The 19,951-nt window shown below is 72.9% G+C and carries 17 protein-coding genes; 5 read left to right on the top strand and 12 right to left on the bottom strand.

Annotation, left to right across the window (positions count from 1 at the left end):
- Positions 1–4 precede the first annotated feature (4 nt).
- A complete protein-coding gene (gene uvrC, locus JQN84_RS15905) occupies positions 5–1,954 on the bottom strand; it encodes an excinuclease ABC subunit UvrC (RefSeq protein WP_204959158.1) in 1,950 nt (649 codons plus the stop codon).
- Between the two features lie 10 nt (positions 1,955–1,964).
- A complete protein-coding gene (locus JQN84_RS15910; protein ID WP_204959159.1) occupies positions 1,965–3,314 on the bottom strand; it encodes a jacalin-like lectin in 1,350 nt (449 codons plus the stop codon).
- A 134-nt stretch (positions 3,315–3,448) separates the two neighbouring features.
- On the opposite strand from JQN84_RS15910, the gene JQN84_RS15915 reads away from it, so the two are divergent.
- Complete coding sequence (locus JQN84_RS15915) at positions 3,449–6,691, top strand: penicillin acylase family protein (RefSeq protein ID WP_204959160.1); 3,243 nt, start codon at positions 3,449–3,451, stop codon at positions 6,689–6,691.
- A 48-nt stretch (positions 6,692–6,739) separates the two neighbouring features.
- On the opposite strand, the gene JQN84_RS15920 is transcribed toward JQN84_RS15915, so the two are convergent.
- The 3 genes from JQN84_RS15920 to rsgA form a co-directional block, all read right to left on the bottom strand.
- Positions 6,740–7,201, bottom strand: coding sequence for a Rieske (2Fe-2S) protein (locus JQN84_RS15920; RefSeq protein WP_204959161.1), 462 nt, complete (start codon positions 7,199–7,201; stop codon positions 6,740–6,742).
- Positions 7,202–7,400: 199 nt separating this feature from the next.
- A complete protein-coding gene (gene uvrA / locus JQN84_RS15925) occupies positions 7,401–10,346 on the bottom strand; it encodes an excinuclease ABC subunit UvrA (RefSeq protein ID WP_204959162.1) in 2,946 nt (981 codons plus the stop codon).
- Positions 10,347–10,569: 223 nt separating this feature from the next.
- Entirely contained in the window at positions 10,570–11,649 is a 1,080-nt protein-coding gene (gene rsgA / locus JQN84_RS15930; RefSeq protein WP_204959163.1) for a ribosome small subunit-dependent GTPase A, read from the bottom strand.
- A gap of 177 nt (positions 11,650–11,826) precedes the next feature.
- On the opposite strand from rsgA, the gene JQN84_RS15935 reads away from it, so the two are divergent.
- On the top strand, positions 11,827–12,546 hold the full coding sequence (locus tag JQN84_RS15935) for a maleylpyruvate isomerase family mycothiol-dependent enzyme (RefSeq protein WP_204959164.1): 720 nt from the start codon (positions 11,827–11,829) through the stop codon (positions 12,544–12,546).
- 7 nt (positions 12,547–12,553) lie between these two features.
- A complete protein-coding gene (locus JQN84_RS15940; RefSeq protein ID WP_204959165.1) occupies positions 12,554–13,207 on the top strand; it encodes an MBL fold metallo-hydrolase in 654 nt (217 codons plus the stop codon).
- Between the two features lie 36 nt (positions 13,208–13,243).
- On the opposite strand, the gene JQN84_RS15945 is transcribed toward JQN84_RS15940, so the two are convergent.
- Both JQN84_RS15945 and JQN84_RS15950 read right to left on the bottom strand, forming a co-directional pair.
- Complete coding sequence (locus tag JQN84_RS15945; protein ID WP_204959166.1) at positions 13,244–13,861, bottom strand: DedA family protein; 618 nt, start codon at positions 13,859–13,861, stop codon at positions 13,244–13,246.
- A gap of 128 nt (positions 13,862–13,989) precedes the next feature.
- A complete protein-coding gene (locus tag JQN84_RS15950; protein WP_307821246.1) occupies positions 13,990–14,673 on the bottom strand; it encodes a class I SAM-dependent methyltransferase in 684 nt (227 codons plus the stop codon).
- Between the two features lie 180 nt (positions 14,674–14,853).
- Here JQN84_RS15950 and JQN84_RS15955 point away from each other — a divergent pair, with 180 nt between their 5' ends.
- Positions 14,854–15,057 (top strand): cold-shock protein, encoded by a 204-nt coding sequence (locus JQN84_RS15955; RefSeq protein ID WP_067314937.1) that lies wholly within the window; start codon positions 14,854–14,856, stop codon positions 15,055–15,057.
- A gap of 188 nt (positions 15,058–15,245) precedes the next feature.
- On the opposite strand, the gene JQN84_RS15960 is transcribed toward JQN84_RS15955, so the two are convergent.
- Both JQN84_RS15960 and JQN84_RS15965 read right to left on the bottom strand, forming a co-directional pair.
- Positions 15,246–15,434 carry a DUF397 domain-containing protein gene (locus tag JQN84_RS15960; protein ID WP_204959168.1) on the bottom strand — a complete coding sequence of 63 codons (189 nt, stop codon included), beginning with the start codon at positions 15,432–15,434 and terminating at the stop codon, positions 15,246–15,248.
- Entirely contained in the window at positions 15,425–16,264 is an 840-nt protein-coding gene (locus JQN84_RS15965; protein ID WP_307821247.1) for a helix-turn-helix domain-containing protein, read from the bottom strand. The genes JQN84_RS15960 and JQN84_RS15965 overlap by 10 nt, the downstream gene beginning before the upstream one ends.
- A 24-nt stretch (positions 16,265–16,288) precedes the next feature.
- Between JQN84_RS15965 and JQN84_RS15970 the strand changes: the two genes are divergently transcribed.
- Positions 16,289–16,588, top strand: coding sequence for a flavin reductase (locus JQN84_RS15970; RefSeq protein ID WP_281895756.1), 300 nt, complete (start codon positions 16,289–16,291; stop codon positions 16,586–16,588).
- Between the two features lie 100 nt (positions 16,589–16,688).
- On the opposite strand, the gene JQN84_RS15975 is transcribed toward JQN84_RS15970, so the two are convergent.
- The 3 genes from JQN84_RS15975 to JQN84_RS15985 form a co-directional block, all read right to left on the bottom strand.
- Entirely contained in the window at positions 16,689–17,546 is an 858-nt protein-coding gene (locus JQN84_RS15975) for a hypothetical protein (RefSeq protein ID WP_204959169.1), read from the bottom strand.
- 194 nt (positions 17,547–17,740) lie between these two features.
- Positions 17,741–19,402: a CocE/NonD family hydrolase gene (locus JQN84_RS15980; RefSeq protein ID WP_204959170.1), complete on the bottom strand. Its 1,662-nt coding sequence runs from the start codon at positions 19,400–19,402 to the stop codon at positions 17,741–17,743.
- A 5-nt stretch (positions 19,403–19,407) separates the two neighbouring features.
- Positions 19,408–19,923, bottom strand: a complete 516-nt coding sequence (locus JQN84_RS15985) for a MarR family winged helix-turn-helix transcriptional regulator (protein ID WP_204959622.1) — start codon at positions 19,921–19,923, stop codon at positions 19,408–19,410.
- Between the last annotated feature and the right edge of the window lie 28 nt (positions 19,924–19,951).

Consider the following 19,951-nt stretch of genomic DNA (forward strand, 5'->3'; position numbering starts at 1 on the left):
GCCGTCAGTCGGTCGGGGTGGGGGCGGTGGTCTTCGGGTCACCGTCGAGGGCGGCAAGGATCGCCTCGGCGGTGCGCCGGCCCACCCCGGGCACCTCGACGATCTCCTCGACGGTGGCGGCGGAGAGCCGTTTGAGCGAGCCGAAGTGGTGCAGCAGCGCCTTGCGGCGTACCTCGCCCAGCCCGGGGACGGTGTCCAGGGCTGATTCGGTCATCCGCTTGGAGCGCCGCTGCCGGTGGAACGTGATGGCGAACCGGTGCGCCTCGTCGCGGACGCGTTGCAGCAGGTAGAGCCCCTCGGAGGTGCGCGGCAGGATGACCGGGTAAACGTCGTCGGGGAGCCAGACCTCCTCCAGCCGCTTGGCCAGCCCGCACAGCGCCACGTCGTCGATGCCCAGCTCGGCCAGGGCCTGGGCCGCCGCCGCCACCTGCGGGGCGCCACCGTCGACCACCACCAGCTGCGGCGGGTAGGCGAACTTACGCGGCCGGCCGGTGGTCGGATCGATGCCGGGGCGGTCGGGATCGGACGCGGTCTCCTCGCCCAGCTCGCCGGTCTCGGCGCGGGCGTCGAGGTAGCGGGCGAAGCGGCGACGCAGCACCTCGGACATCGCCGACAGGTCGTCGGTGGCGCCCCGGACGATGAACCGGCGGTACTCGCTCTTGCGGGGCAGCCCGTCCTCGAAGACGACCATGCTGGCCACCACGTCGGTGCCCTGGATCTGGGAGACGTCGAAGCACTCGATGCGCAGCGGCGAAGTACGCATGCCGAGCGCCTCGCTGATCTCGTCGAGCGCCTTGCTGCGGGTGGTCAGGTCACCGGCCCGCTTGAGCTTGTGCCGGGCCAGCGCGTCCTTCGCGTTGCGGCCCACCGTCTCCAGCAGGGTCTTCTTGTCGCCGCGCTGGGGCACCCGCAGCGACACCCGGCTGCCCCGGCGGGCGCTGAGCCAGTCGGCGAGCGCCTCGGCGTCGCCCGGCAGCTCGGGGACGAGCAACTCCCGGGGGACGTCTGCCTCGCCCTGCTCACCGCCGTAGACCTGGGTGCAGAAGTGGTGCACCAGGTCGCCGGTGGTCAGCTCCTCGGTCTTCTCCACCACCCAGCCGCGCTGGCCGCGTACCCGACCGTCGCGGACGTGGAAGACCTGCACGGCGGCTTCGAGGGGGTCGTCGGCGAAGGCGACCACGTCGGCGTCGGTGCCGTCGCCGAGCACCACTGTCTGCTTCTCCATCGCCCGGCGCAGGGCGGCCACGTCGTCGCGCAGCCGGGCCGCCCGCTCGAACTCCAGCTGCTCGCTGGCCTCGGTCATCTCGCGTTCGAGGCGACGCACCATGGTGTCGGTGCGGCCGGCCATGAACTCGCAGAAGTTGTCGACGATCGCCCGGTGCGCCTCGGCGGAGACGGTGCCGACGCAGGGCGCGGAGCACTTGCCGATGTAGCCGAGCAGGCAGGGCCGGCCGACCTGCCCGGCCCGCTTGAACACCCCGGCGGAGCAGGTGCGGGCGGGGAAGACCCGCAGCAACAGGTCGAGCGTCTCGCGGATCGCCCAGGCGTGCGAGTACGGCCCGAAGTACCGCACGCCCTTACGCTTCGCGCCCCGCATGACCTGCAACCGCGGGTATTCCTCGTCGAGGGTCACCGCCAGGTACGGATACGACTTGTCGTCGCGGTACCGGACGTTGAACCGGGGGTCGTACTGCTTGATCCAGGTGTATTCGAGCTGGAGCGCCTCGACCTCGGTGCCGACGGTGACCCAGTCGACCGACTCGGCCGTGGTGACCATCTGCCGGGTGCGCTCGTGCAGCCCCCACGGGTCGGCGAAGTAGGAGTTGAGCCTGCTGCGCAGGCTCTTGGCCTTGCCGACGTAGATCACCCGGCCGGTGCCGTCGCGGAACCGGTAGACCCCGGGGGACTCGGGGATCGTGCCGGTCGCGGGGCGGTAGGTCGAGGGATCAGCCACGGCACCGAGACTATCCGTTGCCCCCGACACTCCAGATCACGCCGAGCTGGTCGACCTCGGTGCCGCTGCGGCCGAAGAAGCCGGCCAGCCGGCCCCCCTCGGGTGCGGTGAAGGTGACCGCCGCCGAGGTGGGCGTACCGGCGGTGAGGGTGCGGCCCTGGTCGGTGCTGAGCCGGGCCGAGAAGATCCTGGTCCGGCCGTCCTTCTGCCCCTGGGTGAGGGTGACCTGGGTGATCCGCTCGCCGGGGGCCAGGGTGAGGCTGCTCTCCGTCCCGCCGGTGCCGCCGTGGCGCAGCTGGCCGCCGTCGGCGAGGTCGACGCCGACGGCGTCGAGCCGGGAGCCGCCGCGCAGGGTGACCCGGGTGACCGCCGGGCCGACCCGGTCGGCGTCGGTGAACGGCGTGCCGTGCGGGCCGCCCCAGGTGTCGCTGGCCCGCAGCGTCGGGTCGAGGGTCCAGTCGAACCAGGCGGCGTGCGGATAGTGGTCGGACAGCGGGCCGCCGGTCGGGGTGAGGAACCGGGCGTGCTCGTTGTGGTAGCGGTTCAGGGTGAGGTCGACCAGCCTGTTGCCCCGGTAGAGGATCTTGTCGACCACCTCGCAGGCGTCGGTCACGTTGGCCTCGTCGCAGACCAGCGCCGGGTCACCGGCGGCCGGCGGCTGGCCGCCCCGCTCCTGCTGCACCCAGACGTCGGTGAGGCCGTTGGCCGCCACCAGGTCGCGGATGTTGTCACCGGTACGGGTGTAGCGGACGTTCAGGTCCCCCATCAGCACCACCGCGTTGCCTGCCGAGTTGGCGGCGACGTATGCGGAGAGCTGGCTGAGGTTGGACCGCCGGGCGGCCAGGTCGGCGTCGGTGGTGCCGGCGTTGGGGTGGGCGTTGTAGAAGTCGACGTAGACGCCCTCGGCGAGCCGGATGCGGCTGGCGGTGAAGCCCTTCGGGGTCAGGCAGTCGGTGCCGTTGCAGGAGTTCCACTTTACCCGGGCGAAGTCGCTGTACGGGTAGTTCGACAGCGTGTTGAGGCCGCTGCCGAACGGCACGCCCCCGCTGGTGGGCGTCCGGTACGGGTGCTGGTCGGTGGCGTACAGGTCGGCGTGGTAGTTGAAGTCCTCCTGGACGTGCACGATGTCGTACCCGCCGAGCCGTTCGCCGATCGGCCTGGTGTTCGTCGCCGGGTCGCCGCTGGAGATGATGTCGGGCAGCCCGGCGACGTTGTAGGTGAGCACGGAGAACGCCCCCGAGGTGGGGGCGGCGACCCCGGCGGGGGCAGGGGCGGGGGCGGCCGAGGCGGCGGCCGGCCCGGACGGGGTGAGCGCGACCGCGAGCAGCGTCGCGGACGCGAGCAGACGGACGACCTTCATCGACGATCCAATCTGGAGCGGAAGGACCGGCGGACGCCGGTCGATGGACGTCTTCCGATATCGACGGACGGAGATTACCATCCGGTAACCGAATGTTATTCACGTAAAGATCCCATCCTCATCGGAGGATCGCCATGCCCCGTCCCCCCACCGTCCGTCGCCTGCTCGCCGGCCTGACCGCCGGCATCAGCGTCGCCGCCCTGCTCACCACGACACCCGCCGCACCCGCCGAGGCCGCCGCGCCACGTGCCGCCTTCACCCCCGAGGACTACTGCCTCGGCGAGTGCGGCGACATCCTGCCGCCCGGCCAGAACGGCAACGCCACACTGGTCGAGGTGCTGGGCAACCAGACCCTCGGCACCCTGCCCCGGCACTCCGCCGACCAGCTCGGCCGCTACGCCGACCTGGTCTACGGCTACGCCGGGCTACGCGAGGAACAGATCGGCTCGTTCTTCAACGACGCCTCCTTCGGCGTCCCGCAGGGGCAGGTCGAACGCGACTACTCGCCCCGCGCCGACGTCCGCATCCTGCGGGACAAGGCCACCGGCGTCCCGCACGTCACCGGCACCACCCGGGGCGGCACCATGTACGGCGCCGGCTACGCCGGAGCCGAGGACCGGCTGTTCACCATGGACCTGCTGCGGCACGTCGGCCGGGGCACCCTCACCTCGTTCGCCGGGGGCGCACCCGGCAACCGGGCCCTGGAGCAGAGCGTCTGGCGCAACTCGCCGTACACCGAGGCGGACCTCCAGGCGCAGGTCGAGGCGCTGCGCACGAAGGGGCCGCGCGGCCAGCAGCTCTACGCCGACGTGCAGGAGTACATCGCCGGCATCAACGCCTACATCGGCGTCTGCATGGGTGCCCGCAACTGCCCCGGCGAGTACGTGCTCACCGGCCACCTGGACGCGGTCACCAACGCCGGTGGCCCGGAGCCGTTCCAGCTCACCGACCTGATCGCCATCGCCGGCGTGGTCGGCGGGCTGTTCGGCGGCGGGGGCGGCACCGAGATGCAGTCCGCGCTGGTCCGTATCGCCGCCCGCGCCAAGTACGGGGCCACCGAGGGCGACAAGGTGTGGACGGCGTTCCGCAACCAGAACGATCCGGAGACCGTGCTGACCCTGCACGACGGGCAGAGCTTCCCGTACGGCGACGCCTCCCCGGACGCGGCGAGCGTGGCGCTGCCCGACGCCGGCTCGGCCCGGGTCGAGCCGATCTTCACCGACCCGACCGGCTCCGCCGGCAGCACCGCCGCCCCGGCCCGGACCACCGGCAACAGCGCGTCCGGTGAGCTGGCCGCCGCGCTGTCCGGGCTGACCATCAGCCCGGCGCACCGGGGCATGTCCAACGCGGCGGTGGTCTCGTCCGCGAACTCGGCCACCGGGCACCCGGTCGCGGTCTTCGGCCCGCAGACCGGCTACTTCTCGCCGCAACTGCTGATGATCCAGGAGTTGCAGGGGCCGGGGATCAGCGCCCGGGGCGCGGCGTTCGCCGGGCTCAACCTCTACGTGCTGCTCGGCCGGGGCCAGGACTACGCGTGGAGCGCCACCTCGTCGATCCACGACATCACCGACACCTACGCGGTGCCGCTGTGCACCACCGACGGCAGCACCCCCACCCTCGCCGCCGACCACTACCTCTACCGGGGCCAGTGCGTGGCGATGGAGGAGCTCGCCCACGTCAACAAGTGGACGCCGACCCTCGCCGACGGCACCGCCAAGGGGTCGTACAAGCTGGTGGCCTGGCGGACGAAGCTCGGCCTGGTGTCGTGGCGGGGCACGGTGGGCGGCAAACCGCACGCGTTCACCCAGCTGCGCTCCACCTACCGGCACGAGGCCGACTCGGCGATCGGCTTCCAGATGTTCAACGACCCGGCCCAGATGGGCTCGGCGGACGCCTTCGTCGCCTCGGCCAACAACGTCGAGTACGCGTTCAACTGGTTCTACGTCAACTCCACCGAGTCGGCGTACTTCAACTCCGGGCTGAACCCGGTGCGGGCCGCCGGGTCAAACCCGAACCTGCCGATGAAGGCCGAGCCGGCCTACGAGTGGCAGGGCTTCGACCCGGCGACGAACACCGCAAGCTACGCCCCGCTGGCCGCCCACCCCCGGTCGGTCAACCAGGACTACTACGTCAGCTGGAACAACAAGCAGGCCAAGGACTTCGGCGGCGCGGACGGCAACTACAGCTTCGGCGCGGTGCACCGGGCCGACCTGCTGGACCGCCCGCTCAAGGCGGGCCTGGCCGCCGGCCGGAAGTACGACCGGGGCTCGCTGACCGCGCTGGTCGAGCAGGCCGGCGTGACCGACCTGCGCGGGGCCGAGGTGCTCGACGAGCTGATCCGGGTGCTGGAGAGCCAGCCCGTCGCCGACGCCACACTGGCCACCGAGATCAGCCGGCTCAAGGCGTGGCGGCAGGACGGCGCGCTGCGGGTGGAGACGGCGAAGGGGTCGAAGGTCTACCGGCACGCCGACGCGATCCGCACCTTCGACGCCTGGTGGCCGCTGCTGGTCCGGGGGATGTTCCGCGACCAGCTCGGCCCGGACCTCTACCAGTCGCTGATCAACGCGATCCAGATCAACGAGTCCCCCTCCGGGTACCAGCAGGGCGACAAGTCCAACCTGCCGACCTCGGCCAACGAGGCCCAGGCGCACAAGGGCTCGTCCTTCCAGTACGGCTGGTGGGGTTACGTCGACAAGGACCTGCGCGCGGTGCTCGGCGACCCGGTGCGCGGCGGGCTGGGCCGGGGCTTCTGCGGTGCCGGGAACCTGGCCGGCTGCCGGCAGGTGCTGCTGGACACGTTGCGGACGGCGGCGGCCACCCCGGCGGCCCAGGTGTACCCCGGGGACGCGAGCTGCGCCGCCGGTGACCAGTGGTGCGCGGACGCGATCATCCAGTCGCCGCTGGGTGGGATCAAGCACGCCACCATCGCCTGGCAGAACCGGCCCACCTTCCAGCAGACGGTGTCGTTCCCGTCCCGGCGTGGCGACGACCTGACCAACCTGGCCGCCGGCCGGACGGCGACCGCGTCCGGCAGCGAGCTGTTCTTCGGGCCGGGCAAGGCCGTCGACTCCGACCTCGGCACCCGCTGGGCGAGCAGTTGGGCCGACGACCAGTGGCTCAGCGTCGACCTGGGGTCGGCCCGGCAGGTGGGCCGGGTGACGCTGGCCTGGGAGTCGGCGTACGCCAGGTCGTACCGGATCGAGGTGTCGACCGACGGATCGAGCTGGCGGACGGTGTGGTCGACCACGGCCGGCGACGGCGGCACCGACGTGGCGGCCTTCCCCACCACGACCGCCCGGTACGTGCGGATGCACGGGGTGACCCGGGCCACCACGTACGGTTACTCGATCTGGGAGATGGCGGTCTACGCGCAGTGACCCCGACCGGCCGGCCCGCAGGACGTCCTGCGGGCCGGCCGGTGTCGGTCAGGCCAGCGAGATCTGGTCGCCGTCGACCTTGAGTTCCTTCGCCGCCAGCGGCTGGGTCGCCGGGCCCTGCTTGACCGCGCCGTCGGTGATGGCGAACTTGCTGTTGTGGCAGGTGCAGTTGATCGTCCCGCCGTCGACGTTCGACACCGGGCAGCCCTGGTGGGTGCAGATCGGGTCGAACCCCTTGAACTCCCCCGCCGTCGGCTGGGTGATCACCACACCCTGCGCGGCGTAGACCTGGCCGCCGCCGACCGGGATGTCACCCGTCCTGGCGATCGCGGCGGCACCCGACCCGCCGGTGGTCGCGGCCGGTCCGCCGGTGGCCGGGGTGGCAGGCTCGTCACCGGAGTCGTCACCGCAGGCGGTCAGGAGGACCGCCGCCCCCACCGCGCCGGCCCCGGCCAGCAGGGCACGTCGGGTCTGCACACCGGGCACGGTCGGCACCTGGTCGTCTGTCATCTCCGGCCTTTCTCTCGACTACTGCCGCCGGTCGTCGACCCGCGCGGCTCACTGGAGCACACGCACCACTGTGCCCGACGGTTCATCCCGGCCGCCCGGGAACGCCCTGCGCAGCGGGCCGACGCGCCACCGCGCCCCGCCGCCGGGCGTGGACAGGCCCGGCGGCGGGGGCGTGCGGGCCGGGCGGCGGGCCGCCGGGTCAGCGGGCTCCGGCGGGCACCTTACGGGTACGCGCCTTCGGCGTCGTGCCGTTGGCGCGGGCCGCCCGGGTCACCGCCGCCTTCGCGCCCCGGGCCTGGCCGTCGAGCTTGAGCACGGAACGCAGGAACTGCCCGGTGTGGCTCTCGGCGACCTCGGCGACCTCTTCCGGGGTGCCGGTGGCGAGCACGGTGCCGCCCCGGTGACCGCCCTCGGGGCCCATGTCGATCAGCCAGTCGGCCGTCTTGATCACGTCGAGGTTGTGCTCGATGGTGATCACCGTGTTGCCCTTGTCGACCAGGCCCTCCAGCACCATCAGCAGCTTGCGGATGTCCTCGAAGTGCAGGCCGGTGGTGGGCTCGTCGAGCACGTAGACCGTCCGGCCGGTGGAACGCTTCTGCAGCTCGGAGGCCAGCTTGACCCGCTGCGCCTCACCGCCGGACAGCGTCGGCGCGGGCTGGCCCAGCCGGACGTAACCCAGGCCCACGTCGTTGAGCGTGCGCAGGTGCCGGTGGATGGCCGGGATGGCGGAGAAGAACTCGGCCGCCTCCTCGATCGGCATCTCCAGCACGTCGGAGACGGTCTTGCCCTTGTAGTGCACCTCCAGGGTCTCCCGGTTGTACCGGGCACCCTTGCACACCTCGCACGGGACGTAGACGTCCGGCAGGAAGTTCATCTCGATCTTGATGGTGCCGTCGCCGGAGCACGCCTCGCAGCGGCCACCCTTGACGTTGAACGAGAACCGGCCGGGGCCGTACCCCCGGACCTTGGCCTCGGTGGTCTCGGCGAACAGCTTGCGGACGTGGTCCCAGACCCCGGTGTAGGTGGCCGGGTTGGAGCGCGGGGTACGGCCGATCGGCGACTGGTCGACGCCGACCACCTTGTCGACGTGCTCCAGCCCGGAGACCCGGGTGTGCCGGCCCGGCACCAGCCGCGCGCCGTTGATCTGGTTGGCCAGCACCGCGTACAGGATGTCGTTGACCAGCGTCGACTTGCCCGAGCCGGAGACCCCGGTGACCGCGATCAGCTGCCCGAGCGGGAACGGCACGGTGAGGTTGCGCAGGTTGTGTTCGCGCGCCCCGTGCACCACCAGCTCCCGTTCCGGCGTCTGCGGCCGGCGCTGCCGCGGCGTCGGGATCTCCCGCCGGCCCGACAGGTACGCCCCGGTCACCGACTCGGGATTGTCCAGCAGCTCCGGCACCGACCCGCTGTGCACGATCTTGCCGCCGTGCTCGCCCGCGCCGGGGCCGATGTCGACGATCCAGTCGGCCACCCGGATGGTGTCCTCGTCGTGCTCGACCACGATCAGCGTGTTGCCCAGGCCACGCAGCCGCAGCAGGGTCTCGATCAGCCGGTGGTTGTCCCGCTGGTGCAGGCCGATCGACGGCTCGTCGAGCACGTAGAGCACGCCGACCAGGCCGGAGCCGATCTGGGTGGCCAGCCGGATGCGCTGCGCCTCGCCACCGGACAGGGTGCCGGCCGCCCGGTCCAGGGAGAGGTAGTCCAGGCCGACGTCGAGCAGGAACCGCAGCCGGGCGTTGATCTCCTTGAGCACCCGCTCGGCGATCATCTTCTGCCGGTCGGTCAACGTGATGCCGGCGAGCAGCTCGGCCGCCTCGCCCACCGACAGGTTGCACACCTCGGCGATGCTCCTGCCGGCGATGGTGACCGCCAGCACCTCGGGCTTGAGCCGGGTGCCGCCGCAGGCCGCACAGGGCACGTCACGCATGTAGCCCTCGTACTTGTCGCGCGACCACTCGCTCTCGGTGTCGGTGTGCCGCCGCTCGATCCACTGCACCACGCCCTCGAAGCCGGTGTAGTAGGAGCGCTCGCGGCCGTACTTGTTGCGGTAGCGCACGTGCACCTGGTCGTCGGAGCCGTGCAGGATGATCTTCTGGGCTCGGGCCGGCAACGCCCGCCAGGGGGTGTCGACGTCGAAGTGCTGGCTCTCGCCCAGCGCCTCCAGCAGGCGCAGGAAGTATTCCAGGTTGTGCCCGGTGGCCCAGGGCTGCAACGCGCCCTCGCGCAGGGTGCGCTCCGGGTCGGGGACGACCAGCTCCGGGTCGACCTCCTTCTTGGTGCCCAGGCCGGTGCACTCCGGGCAGGCCCCGTAGGGCGCGTTGAACGAGAACACCCGGGGTTCCAGGTCCTCGATCGCCAACGGGTGGTCGTTGGGGCAGGCCAGGTGCTCGGAGTAGCGGCGCTCCCGGGCCGGGTCGTTCTCGGGCAGGTCGACGAAGTCGAGCAGCACCAGGCCGTCGGAGAGGCCGAGCGCGGCCTCGACCGAGTCGGTCAGCCGCTGCTTGGCGCCCGGCTTGACGCTGAGCCGGTCGATCACCACCTCGATGGTGTGCTTCTCCTGCTTCTTGAGCTTCGGCGGCTCGGTCAGCGGGTGCACCACCCCGTCGACCCGGGCGCGGGCGTAGCCCTTGGCCTGGAGTTCGGCGAAGAGGTCGACGTACTCGCCCTTGCGGCCCCGGACCACCGGGGCGAGCACCATGAACCGGGTGCCCTCGGCCATCGCGAGGACCCGGTCGACGATCTGCTGCGGGCTCTGCCGGGAGATCCGCTCGCCGCAGACCGGGCAGTGCGGCTCGCCGATACGGGCGAAGAGCAGCCGCAGGTAGTCGTAGACCTCGGTGATGGTGCCGACGGTGGACCGCGGGTTGCGCGAGGTGGACTTCTGGTCGATGGAGACGGCGGGGCTCAGGCCCTCGATGAAGTCGACGTCGGGCTTGTCCATCTGGCCGAGGAACTGCCGGGCGTACGACGACAGCGACTCGACGTAGCGGCGCTGCCCCTCGGCGAAGATGGTGTCGAAGGCCAGGCTCGACTTGCCGGAGCCGGAGAGCCCGGTGAAGACGATGAGGGCGTCCCGGGGCAGGTCGAGACTGACGTCACGCAGGTTGTGCTCGCGCGCGCCACGGATGATCAGACGGTCGGCCACGGTGCGGGTGCTCCCGGAAGAAGAATATGAGGCGGATCTGTCCGCTCCGAGTGGGATCTGAGCGGTTTTACGGGGCGCAGAAGGAACGCCTGCGCAACTCTAGCCCCGGGCTACGACAACTTCCCGCACGCCAACATTCCCCCAGCTCACACCGGTCGGCCGACCCGCCGGGCACACCACCGCACCCGGCCCGGCCGGTCGGGACCGGCCGGGCCGGAGCGGGTCAGAACCCGCCGGGCAGGGGCGGCGTCGCCGGCCGGGCCGGCCGCCGACGGCCACCCCGCCAGCCGCCCCGCCGCTCGGCCGCCAACCGGCTCTGCCGGCGACCGCTCTCGTACGCCAGCTCCCGCTGGAGCCGACGCCAGCTCTCGAAGCGCCGGCCCGGCAACTCCCCGGCCTCCACCGCCTCGCGCACCGCACACGCCGGCTCGGCGGTGTGCCCGCAGTCGGCGTACCGGCAGCCGGTGGCCAGCTCGGCGATGTCGGTGAACGCCCGGTCCAGCCCGGTGTGCCCGTCCAGCAGGCCCACCGCCCGGACCCCGGGGGTGTCCAGCACCGCGCCGCCGCCGGGCACCGGGACCAGCGCCCGCCAGGTGGTGGTGTGCCGTCCCTTGCCGTCGACCCGGCGGATCGCCTGGGTCGGCATGACCTCCGCCCCGACCAGCGCGTTGACCAGGCTCGACTTGCCCGCCCCGGACGGGCCGAGCAGGGCCAGCGTGCGCCCCGCCGCGACCAGCGGACGCAGCGGCGTCAGGCCGGTGCCCCGCTCGGCGCTGACCGGCAGCACCGGCACCCCGGGGGCGACGGCGGCGAGTTGCCGGGCCACCGCCTGCGGGTCGGCGGCCAGGTCGGCCTTGGTGAGCACCACCAGCGGGGTGGCCCCCGACTCGTGGGCCAGGGCGAGCAGCCGTTCGATCCGGGCGGCGTCCGGCTCCGGGTGCACCGGCTCGATCACCGCGGCGGTGTCGAGGTTGGCGGCGAGCACCTGGCCGCTGGCGTCCTTGCCGGCGGTGCGGCGGACCAGCGCGGTCCGCCGGGGCAGCACCGCGTCGACGGTCACCGGGCCGTCCGGCCAGCGGGCCAGCAGCACCCAGTCACCGGCGCAGGGCAGGGCGGTCAGGTCACGGGCGGCGGCGGCCAGCACCGCCGGGCCCAGGCTGGCCCGGACCGGTCCGTCCGCGCCGAGCACGGTGCACACCCCCCGGTCGACCCGGGCCACCCGGCCGGGCCGGCGGTCCGGACGCCGCCGCGCGTACGCCGCCCGTTCGGCGTCGAGGCCGAGGGCGGTCAGATCGATGGTCATGTCATCCTCACCGGGGTCGGAACTGGTCGTGGCGCAACACGCGTACTGCGACCGGCATGACCACCACCCCCGTCCGTCGTCCCGGTACCGTGTCAGGCCGACGGTAGGCCGCCGGCCGACAGGCCGAAAGCGAATTCCCCGGCGGCGCAACGCTGTCCGGACCGTTAGGGTCGTGGCGTGACGACGGACCCACTGATGTTTACCGGTGAGGTGGTCGACTCGGCCGCCCGCCTGCTGGACACCGCCGCCGGGCTCGACGCGGCGGCCGTCGCCGCCCCCAGCCTGTTGCCCGGCTGGTCCCGGGGCCACGTGCTGACCCACCTGGCCCGCAACGCCGACGGGCTCGTCAACCTGCTCACCGCCGCCCGCACCGGCGAGGACATCCCGATGTACGAAAGCGTCGCCGCCCGCGACGCCGACATCGCCGCCGGTGCCGGCCGCCCACCCGCCGAGCTGCTGGCCGACCTGCGCCGCAGCACCGACCGGTTCGCCGAGGCGGTGGCCGCGATGACGGCGTCGGCGTGGAGCGCCACCGTGCAGGCCCGACGTGGCCCGTGGCCGGCCGCCCTGGTCCCCTGGGCCCGGTGGCGCGAGTTGGAGGTGCACCACGTCGACCTGGCCGCCGGCTACCGGCCGGCGGACTGGCCGGCCGCGTTCACCCCGCACCTGCTGCACGAGGTGGCCGGTGGGCTCGCCGAGCGGCCCGACGCGCCCGCGCTGGTGCTGCGGCCCACCGACGGCAACCGGCCGGAGCTGGTGGTGCGCGACACACAGGACGCCCCGCAGGTCGCCGGCAGCTGCGCCGCGCTGGCCGCCTGGTTGATCGGCCGCAGCAGCGGCGACGGGCTGACCGTCACCCCCGACGGTGCCCTGCCGACCCCACCGGAATGGATATAGACCACACATGAGCTACACCGGAGACGTCACCCCCGGCGGCCCACCCGCCGTCCGGGAACTGGACCGGCTCACCGTCACCAAGGTGTCGGTCGGCCCGATGGACAACAACGCCTACCTGCTGCGTTGCCGCGACACCGGCGCGCAGGTGCTCGTCGACGCCGCGAACGAGGCGCCCCGGCTGCTCGACCTGATCGGCGACGCCGGGCTGTCCTCGGTGGTCACCACCCACCGGCACATGGACCACTGGGTCGCCCTGGAGGAGGTGGTGGCCACGACCGGCGCGTCGGCCCTGGTGCACGCCGACGACGCCGAGGGGCTGCCGATCGCGGCGCAGCCCCTGACCGACGGCGACACCGTCGCGGTGGGCGACCAGACGCTGGAGGTGATCCACGTCAAGGGGCACACCCCGGGGTCGATCGCGCTGCTCTACCGCGACCCGGCCGGCACCCCGCACCTGTTCACCGGCGACTCGCTGTTCCCCGGCGGGGTGGGCAACACCGACCGGGACCCGGAGCGGTTCGGCCAGCTCATCGACGACGTCGAGCACAAGCTGTTCGACCGGCTGCCCGACGACACCTGGTTCTATCCGGGGCACGGCGCGGACAGCACGCTCGGCGCGGAACGGGCCTCGCTGCCGCAGTGGCGGGCGCGCGGCTGGTGAGCCGGTGACGGCCCGACGGTGACCGTCAGGCGTCGGTCAGCCCGGCTGGCCGACGCCGGTCAGCGCGCGCAGCCGACGCCGGGTGCCCAGCAGCACCAGGCCGGCCAGCAGCAGGCCGACCGCCATGGTGACCAGCAGCGGGTTGCCGGGCAGCAGCCCGGCCAGGGCCCGCGACGCCGCGCCGAGGGCCAGGTAGAGGCCGGCCCAGGCCGCCGCGCCGAGCGCGGCGCAGACGACGAACCGGCGGTACGACATCCGCAGGCTCCCGGCCGCCAACGGCAGCAGCGTGTTGAACACCGGCAGGAAGGGCGCGACGAGCACCATCCGCCCACCCCCGGAGCGCAGCAGCTGCTCGGCGGCCGACCAGCGGCCCTCGCCGATCCAGTCGCCGACCCGGCTGTGCCGCAGCCGCTCGCCGAAGATCCGCCCGGCGAGGAAGCTCAGGGACCAGCCGGTGAGGCAGCCAGCGACCACGGCGACGATGGTCGCCACGCCGGCGACCGGCCGGCCCACCCCCACCGCCGCGAGGATCGCCACGTCGCCGGGGACGAGCACCCCGAGCAGCGGTACGGCGTCGGCGAGCATCACCAGCCCGAGCGCCGCCATCAACAAGGCGGTCGGCAGGTCTCCGAGCTGGGCCAATTCGTCGAGCACGAGATGACGCTACGACCATCGGGCGTCCCGGCGCATCGGGTCGCGACCCTGATCACTCCCCGAGTTTTCCGGCGGGCTCCCCCGAGGTGGGGCCACGACGCGACGGGGGACGTGCCGGTGGGGGTGCTTCAGCGGGGGCGGAGCACCTGGACCCGGCGGACCGGGGAGTCGACCGAGGGTTCGGTGGTGGGCACCGGGTAGCTGGCCACCACCTCCAGCATGTCCGGCGGCAGGTGTCCCCGGTCCGGGTCGCCGACCAGCACCTGCGCCCCGCCGTCGGCGGCCCGCCGCAGGTACGGCAGCACCCGTCCGGCGAGGTCGCGGTCGTAGAGGACGTCCCCGGCGACGAGCAGGTCGGCCTGGGTGCCGTCGTCGTCGAGCAGGTCCTGGTGGCTGGCCTGCACGCGGACCCGGTTGGCCCGCGCGTTGACGGTGACCGCCGCCACCGCGTACGGGTCGACGTCGTTGGCGACGACCTGGGTGGCGCCGGCCAGCGCGGCGGCGATGGCGACGAGTCCGGAGCCGGCGGCCAGGTCGAGCACCCGCCGGCCGGCGGCCAGTTCGGGATGGTCGAGCAGGTGGCGGGCGAGGGCCTGGCCGCCGGCCCAGGCGGACGCCCAGAACGGCGGGGGCAGGGTGTGCCCGGCGCTGGCCTCCATCCGGGCCCACCAGACGATCGCGTCCTCGGCGAGGTGCAGTCGCACCTCGGGCACGAAGGGGGTGGGCACCAGCCGCAGCCGGTCCAGCCCGTCACCCGGCGCGTCGATCTCGCGTTCCAGCTCGGTCAACGCGTCGACGCGCGGTCGGTTCACCGGTCGAGTGTGCCGCAGCGGCCCCCTTCCGGGGCGACATTCCGGCCACCTGCGAGTTTCCGTCCGCATCCTGCGGCTTTTCAGCCGGCAAAAACCGGATCGGCCGGCTACTGTCGGGGCAGTACAGGGCGATCATCCGCCGCGACGGCGGGGTCACCCGTTGTAAACAGGGAGAGATGCATGGCAACCGGCACGGTCAAGTGGTTCAACTCGGAAAAGGGCTTCGGCTTCATCGAGCAGGACGGCGGAGGCCCTGACGTCTTCGTTCACTACTCGGCGATCGCCACCAGCGGCTACCGGGAACTGCAGGAGGCCCAGAAGGTCGAGTTCGATGTGACCCAGGGGCAGAAGGGTCCGCAGGCGGAGAACGTCCGCCCGCTGTAAGTCTCCGTGCCGGTGGCGGCGGCCCGGGGCCGCCGCCACCGAGCGCTGCCGGTTGCGGTCGACTCCGCTGCCGGGTCCACTGACTCAAGCCCGGCCGGGTGTTTCCGGACCGGGCCACCTGCCGTCGACCGGCAGGCCGCCGTGCTGCGGTGGGTGTCGGGTCGCCGGTGGGCGTGTGTCCGCCCCGGTCAGCCCCGCTTGGCGTGGCGCAGGAACGCCCGCCAGGCCGCCGGCGCGAAGGTGAGCACCGGGCCGGAGCGGTCCTTGCTGTCGCGGACGCCGACGACGCCGGGCAGGTTGGCCGCCACCTCCACGCAGTCGCCGCCGTTGCCGCTGCTGCGGGTGCTCTTGTGCCAGATCGCGCCGGTCAGGTCCATGAGTCTGCCGCCTCCGAGATCAGCTTGATGGTGGCCCCGTGGGACAGCGCCTCCGCGTGCACCGACTCCCAGCATCGCCGCAGCGATTGTACGTCCGCCGTCCGTTCGACGAGCGTTCCCTGTAGCTGGTTGTCGAGGTAGGCGACGTCGTCGCCCTGCGGCGGTGTGGCGATCACGAACGCGCCGTTGAGCCCGGGGTAGGCGCCGGTGTCCCTCGGCACCAGGTGCAGGTGCACCCGCGGCCGGTCGCCGAGCTGCCGCAGGTGCAGCAACTGCTCCCGCATCACCTTCGGCCCGCCGACCGGGCGTTCCAGCACGGAATGGTCGAGCACCGCCACGAACAGCGGCGGGGACGCCCGGTGCAGGATCTCCTGTCGGGCCAGTCGCGCCGCGACCTGCTGCTCCACCTCGTCACCGAGGAAGTGGCTCGCCCGCTCGAAGAGTTCCCGGGCGTATGCCTCGGTCTGGAGCAGGCCGGGCAGGACCGTCTGCTGGAACGAGCACAGCGCGGTCGCCTCCTGCTCGATCGTGACCCACTCGCGGAACCAGGGCATCAGGCTCTCGCGCACCTGAGCGTCCCTGATCCGGGCCAGCAGGCCGTCGCTCGCCAGCACGGTGTCGCAGCGCTCGGCGAACTCCTTACGCGGCGGCCGGCGGCACTGCTCGACGGCGGCGACCAGCGAGGCCGAGTAGTTGACCTGCTCGCCCAGCCCCTCCTGGGACAGCCCCGCCCGTGTCCGCAGCCGACTCCGCCGGGCCGCCCCCGTCCCCCTGGGGGCGGCCCCTCCAGACCCGAGGAGGTAACCCGTGCCCGCCAGGACGCACCGCACCCGCCGGCCGACCGCCGGTCACCGGTGACCGGCGTCGACGACGACACCGCACGGCGTCGCGGCGCGCTCCCGACGTCGGCCCGCCGGGTGGTCCCGCACGTCGCCATGCGTCCCCTGTGGCGCTGCCGCAACTGCGGCGCGGAGTGGCCCTGCCAGCCGGCCCGGCTGGGCCTGCTGGTCGAGTACCGGGACGACCGGACCGCCCTGCTCGGCTATCTCGCCGCCCTGATGACCGAGGCCGACCACCAGCTCGGCCAGCTCCACCCCGGGCGACGCCCGGAACTGACCGACCGTTTCCTCACCTGGGCCAGGGCCCGGGGATGACCGCCGACAGCCGTGGGCACCCCTTCCGCAGGAGGCGGGGCGGAAGGGGTGCCCACGGGGTCCTCGGCCGCCTCCGGGCAGGCCGGCGTGCACGGTGCCGTCAGGCCACCAGCCGCTTGGCCAGCTCGTCGGCGACCTGCTTGGCGATGGTGGGCGGGATGGCGGCGGCGATCTTCTCCGGGGTGAGCCCGGCCAGGACCCCGGCGATGATCGCCTGCTCGTCGGTGAAGTCCTTGTTGGCCAGGGCGGTCAACGCGGTCTGCAACGAGGTCAGTTGCGCACCGAGCGACTTCAGGGTCGGGTGGGTGACGACGAAGTCGGGGTTGGTGTGGTCCTCCCCCATCGCCATCCGGGTGTAGATCTGACCCACCGGGTTGCGGCCGTCGAGGACGGTCAGGTTCTTGTGGACGGTCTCCAGCCAGGCGTGCTCTTCGGGTGTCATGTCGGTGTCCTCCAGTAGTCCGATGCCGGTCAGGTAGCGCCGGAACAGCGGGGTCTGGTCCCGTCCGGCCTTGGTCGAGTCGCGGAAGAAGCTGAAATGGGTGTGCCACAGGTGCGAGTCGTCGCCGGAGCTGCGCTTGCCCAGCCGGTCCCACCGCCTGACGACCTTGCCGTCGGGCGAATAGATGATCTCCCGCAGGTCGCGGCTGTCCACCGTGTTCGCCCGGCACTGGGCGACGCACCAGGTGGAGAACGTCTGGAGATTGTGGGTGGCACCCCCGGAGCGGACGCTGAACGTGCCCACGTCCAGCCCGGAGGCGTAGAGGGTGAGGCCGCCTGAGTCCCGGGGCGACTCCACCACCGAGTAGTCGTTGGTGACCACCCGGTCGGAGCCGCAGTGGTAACCACCCCGGTGGGCCGGATCACCGACGATCCCCACCGCGGCGGGATCGAGTCCCTTGATCGTGTCGAGCAGGAGCCGGCGGACCGCCAGCAGATTGGCCGGAGCCGTCGTCATGACGCCCCCTCTCCGCAGCCGGAACCGGGAGGCACCGACTGCTTCAGCAACAGGCCAGGGCCGGGGAATTTTCGCTACTCCGCGTATGGATCACCCACCGGGGAAGCCGAACCGACCGCTGGTGCACGTCATCGAGCGTTGCGACAGACGATAGTCCCAGTTGGGAGAAAAACCCCAGCTCAAAGGGGTTGTCTTCAGATAGGTGGAAGCTGGGAACCGGCTGGGACCACCGGCAGCACGAGCCGCGACGGATGCGATGGATCATGCAGGATCTGCCGGACCCCAGCGCGGAGCGTGATCGCCTCGCCGAGCGGCTCACCGGTGCCGGGATTGCGCGCGTAGCGGGGATGGGCACCCCCGGACACCTGCACCCGCAGCCGGTGCCCGGCCGCGAACCGGTGCGCCACCGGCCACAGCGGCACCGGCACCCGGGTCACCCCGTCCGGGTCGACCGGGAACCGGCCGGGGGCCACCCGGACCAGACCGTCGCAGATGTTCCAGGACCGGCCACGCCGGTCCACGTCGCACAACCGCACGAACACGTCCAGGTACGACAGTTCGCTGCGGACGTGGATCTCGGCGTGCACCGGGCCGATCACCTCGACCGGGTCGGTCAGCACCGCGCCGGTGTAGACCAGCACGTCCGGCCGGGCCTCGACGGGACGGTTGTCGACCGGGCCGGCGCGCTGGGCCACCAGCAGCGGACCGCCCAGCGACGGGGTGGGGTCGGCCGGGTCGTACCGGATGGTGTCGGGGGGCGACGCGGCCGGCGGCTGCGGGGCGAGCCGGCCCCCGGCGTGCAGGTGCCACGGAATCGCGGTGGCCGGCGGCGGCCACTCGGGCAGGTCCCGCCAGCCGCCGCCGTCCCCGCCGACGTGCACCCGCACCGGGGCGCGCGGCGACGGCGGCCGGCCGTTCAGGTGGGCGTCGAGCCAGCCCAACCCCTCCCGCAGCGCCTCGGCCAGCAGGCCGGGGCTGCCGTGCGTCCACGGGCCGACGGTGAGCCGGGTGGGTACGCCCGCCGCCCGCAGCGCGGCATGGTCGGCGAGCTGGGCGGGGAGGAAGATGTCCTGCCAGCCGGTGACCATCGTCACCGGGGCGCGCACCTCGGTGATCCGCGCGTCGAAGACCCGGGTCCGCCAGTAGTCGGCGTCCGGGGTGTGGTGGCGCAGCCACTCCTGAAAGAACGGCACGGTCACCCCGGTCGCCACCCGGTCGGCCTCGGCCAGTGGCAGGTGGGCCAGGGCGGCGGCCAGCCGGGGCTGCCCGCGCTTGAGTTCCCACTGCCGGGCCAGCCACGGCACGGTCTGCGCCTGGAGCAGCTCGGCCCAGGTGAGCACCGTGTCCAGGGCGAAGGACTCCCCCGCGTACGTCGAGTCGCGGGTGGTCGAGGCGGTGACCACCGCGACCATCGCGGCCAGCTCGTCGCCCGCGTCGGCGGCCAGCGCCCACTGGACGAAACCCTGGTAGCTGGCCCCGAACATGCCGAACCGGCCGGTGTACCAGGGCTGCCGGCGCAGCCAGTCGACGGTGTCCAGCCCGTCGTCGCGCTCGTGCACCAGCGGGTCGAACAGCCCGTCGGAGCCGTCGGTGCCCCGGCAGGACTGGATCACCAGGTGGAAACCGCGCGCGGCGACCAGTCGGCCGAGCAGCCGCATCGGCCCGCCCCGCCCGTACGGGGTGCGGATCAGCACGGTCGGCGCGCCGGGCAGCCGGGGGGCGTAGTGGTCGGTGCGCAGCCGCGCCCCGTCGCGGGCCCGGACCGTGAGGCCCCGGGTGACGTCGACCCGGTGGGTGGCGGCGGCCGGCAGACGCAGCACGGCGGCGGCGAGGCGGGCGAGCGACAGGTCCGGCACGGCGGTCAGTCGGCCGGGCGGCGGGGCGGTTCGGCGCGGGCGGCCCGCATCGCGTCGCGGTGCTCCCGCATCGAGGCGACCATGGTGGCCAGGAACCGGTGCACGACCGCCAACTCGTCGTCGGTGAACCGGGCCATCACCTCGTCGGTACGCCGCCCGAGCGGGCCGAAGAAGCTCATCGCCAGGGCAGCCCCCTGGTCGGCGTAGTGCAGGAACACCTTGCGCCGGTCGGCGGTGTCGCGGTCGCGGCGGATGTGCCCGGCGCGTTCCAGCCGGTCGATCAGCGCGGTCACCGACCCGGAGGAGAGGTTGAGCTGTTCGCCGAGCCGGCCGGGGGTGATCGGGTCGCCGAGCAGTTCGGCGTCCATGACGGCGATCAGGGCGTGCAGGTCGGTCGGGTTGAGCCCGTGCAGGTTGGCGAACGCGTGCCCGATGTGCTGCGCGTCGACCGAGTACCGCCGCAGGTCGTTGGTGATGTCGGCCACCATCCGCCCGCGCGGGTCGTCCCGCCGCCGATACATCCCGTGCGTTGCCACGCCCGCCGTTGCC

This window comes from Micromonospora humidisoli (assembly GCF_016900955.1).
In the GTDB taxonomy this organism is placed as follows: domain Bacteria; phylum Actinomycetota; class Actinomycetes; order Mycobacteriales; family Micromonosporaceae; genus Micromonospora; species Micromonospora wenchangensis.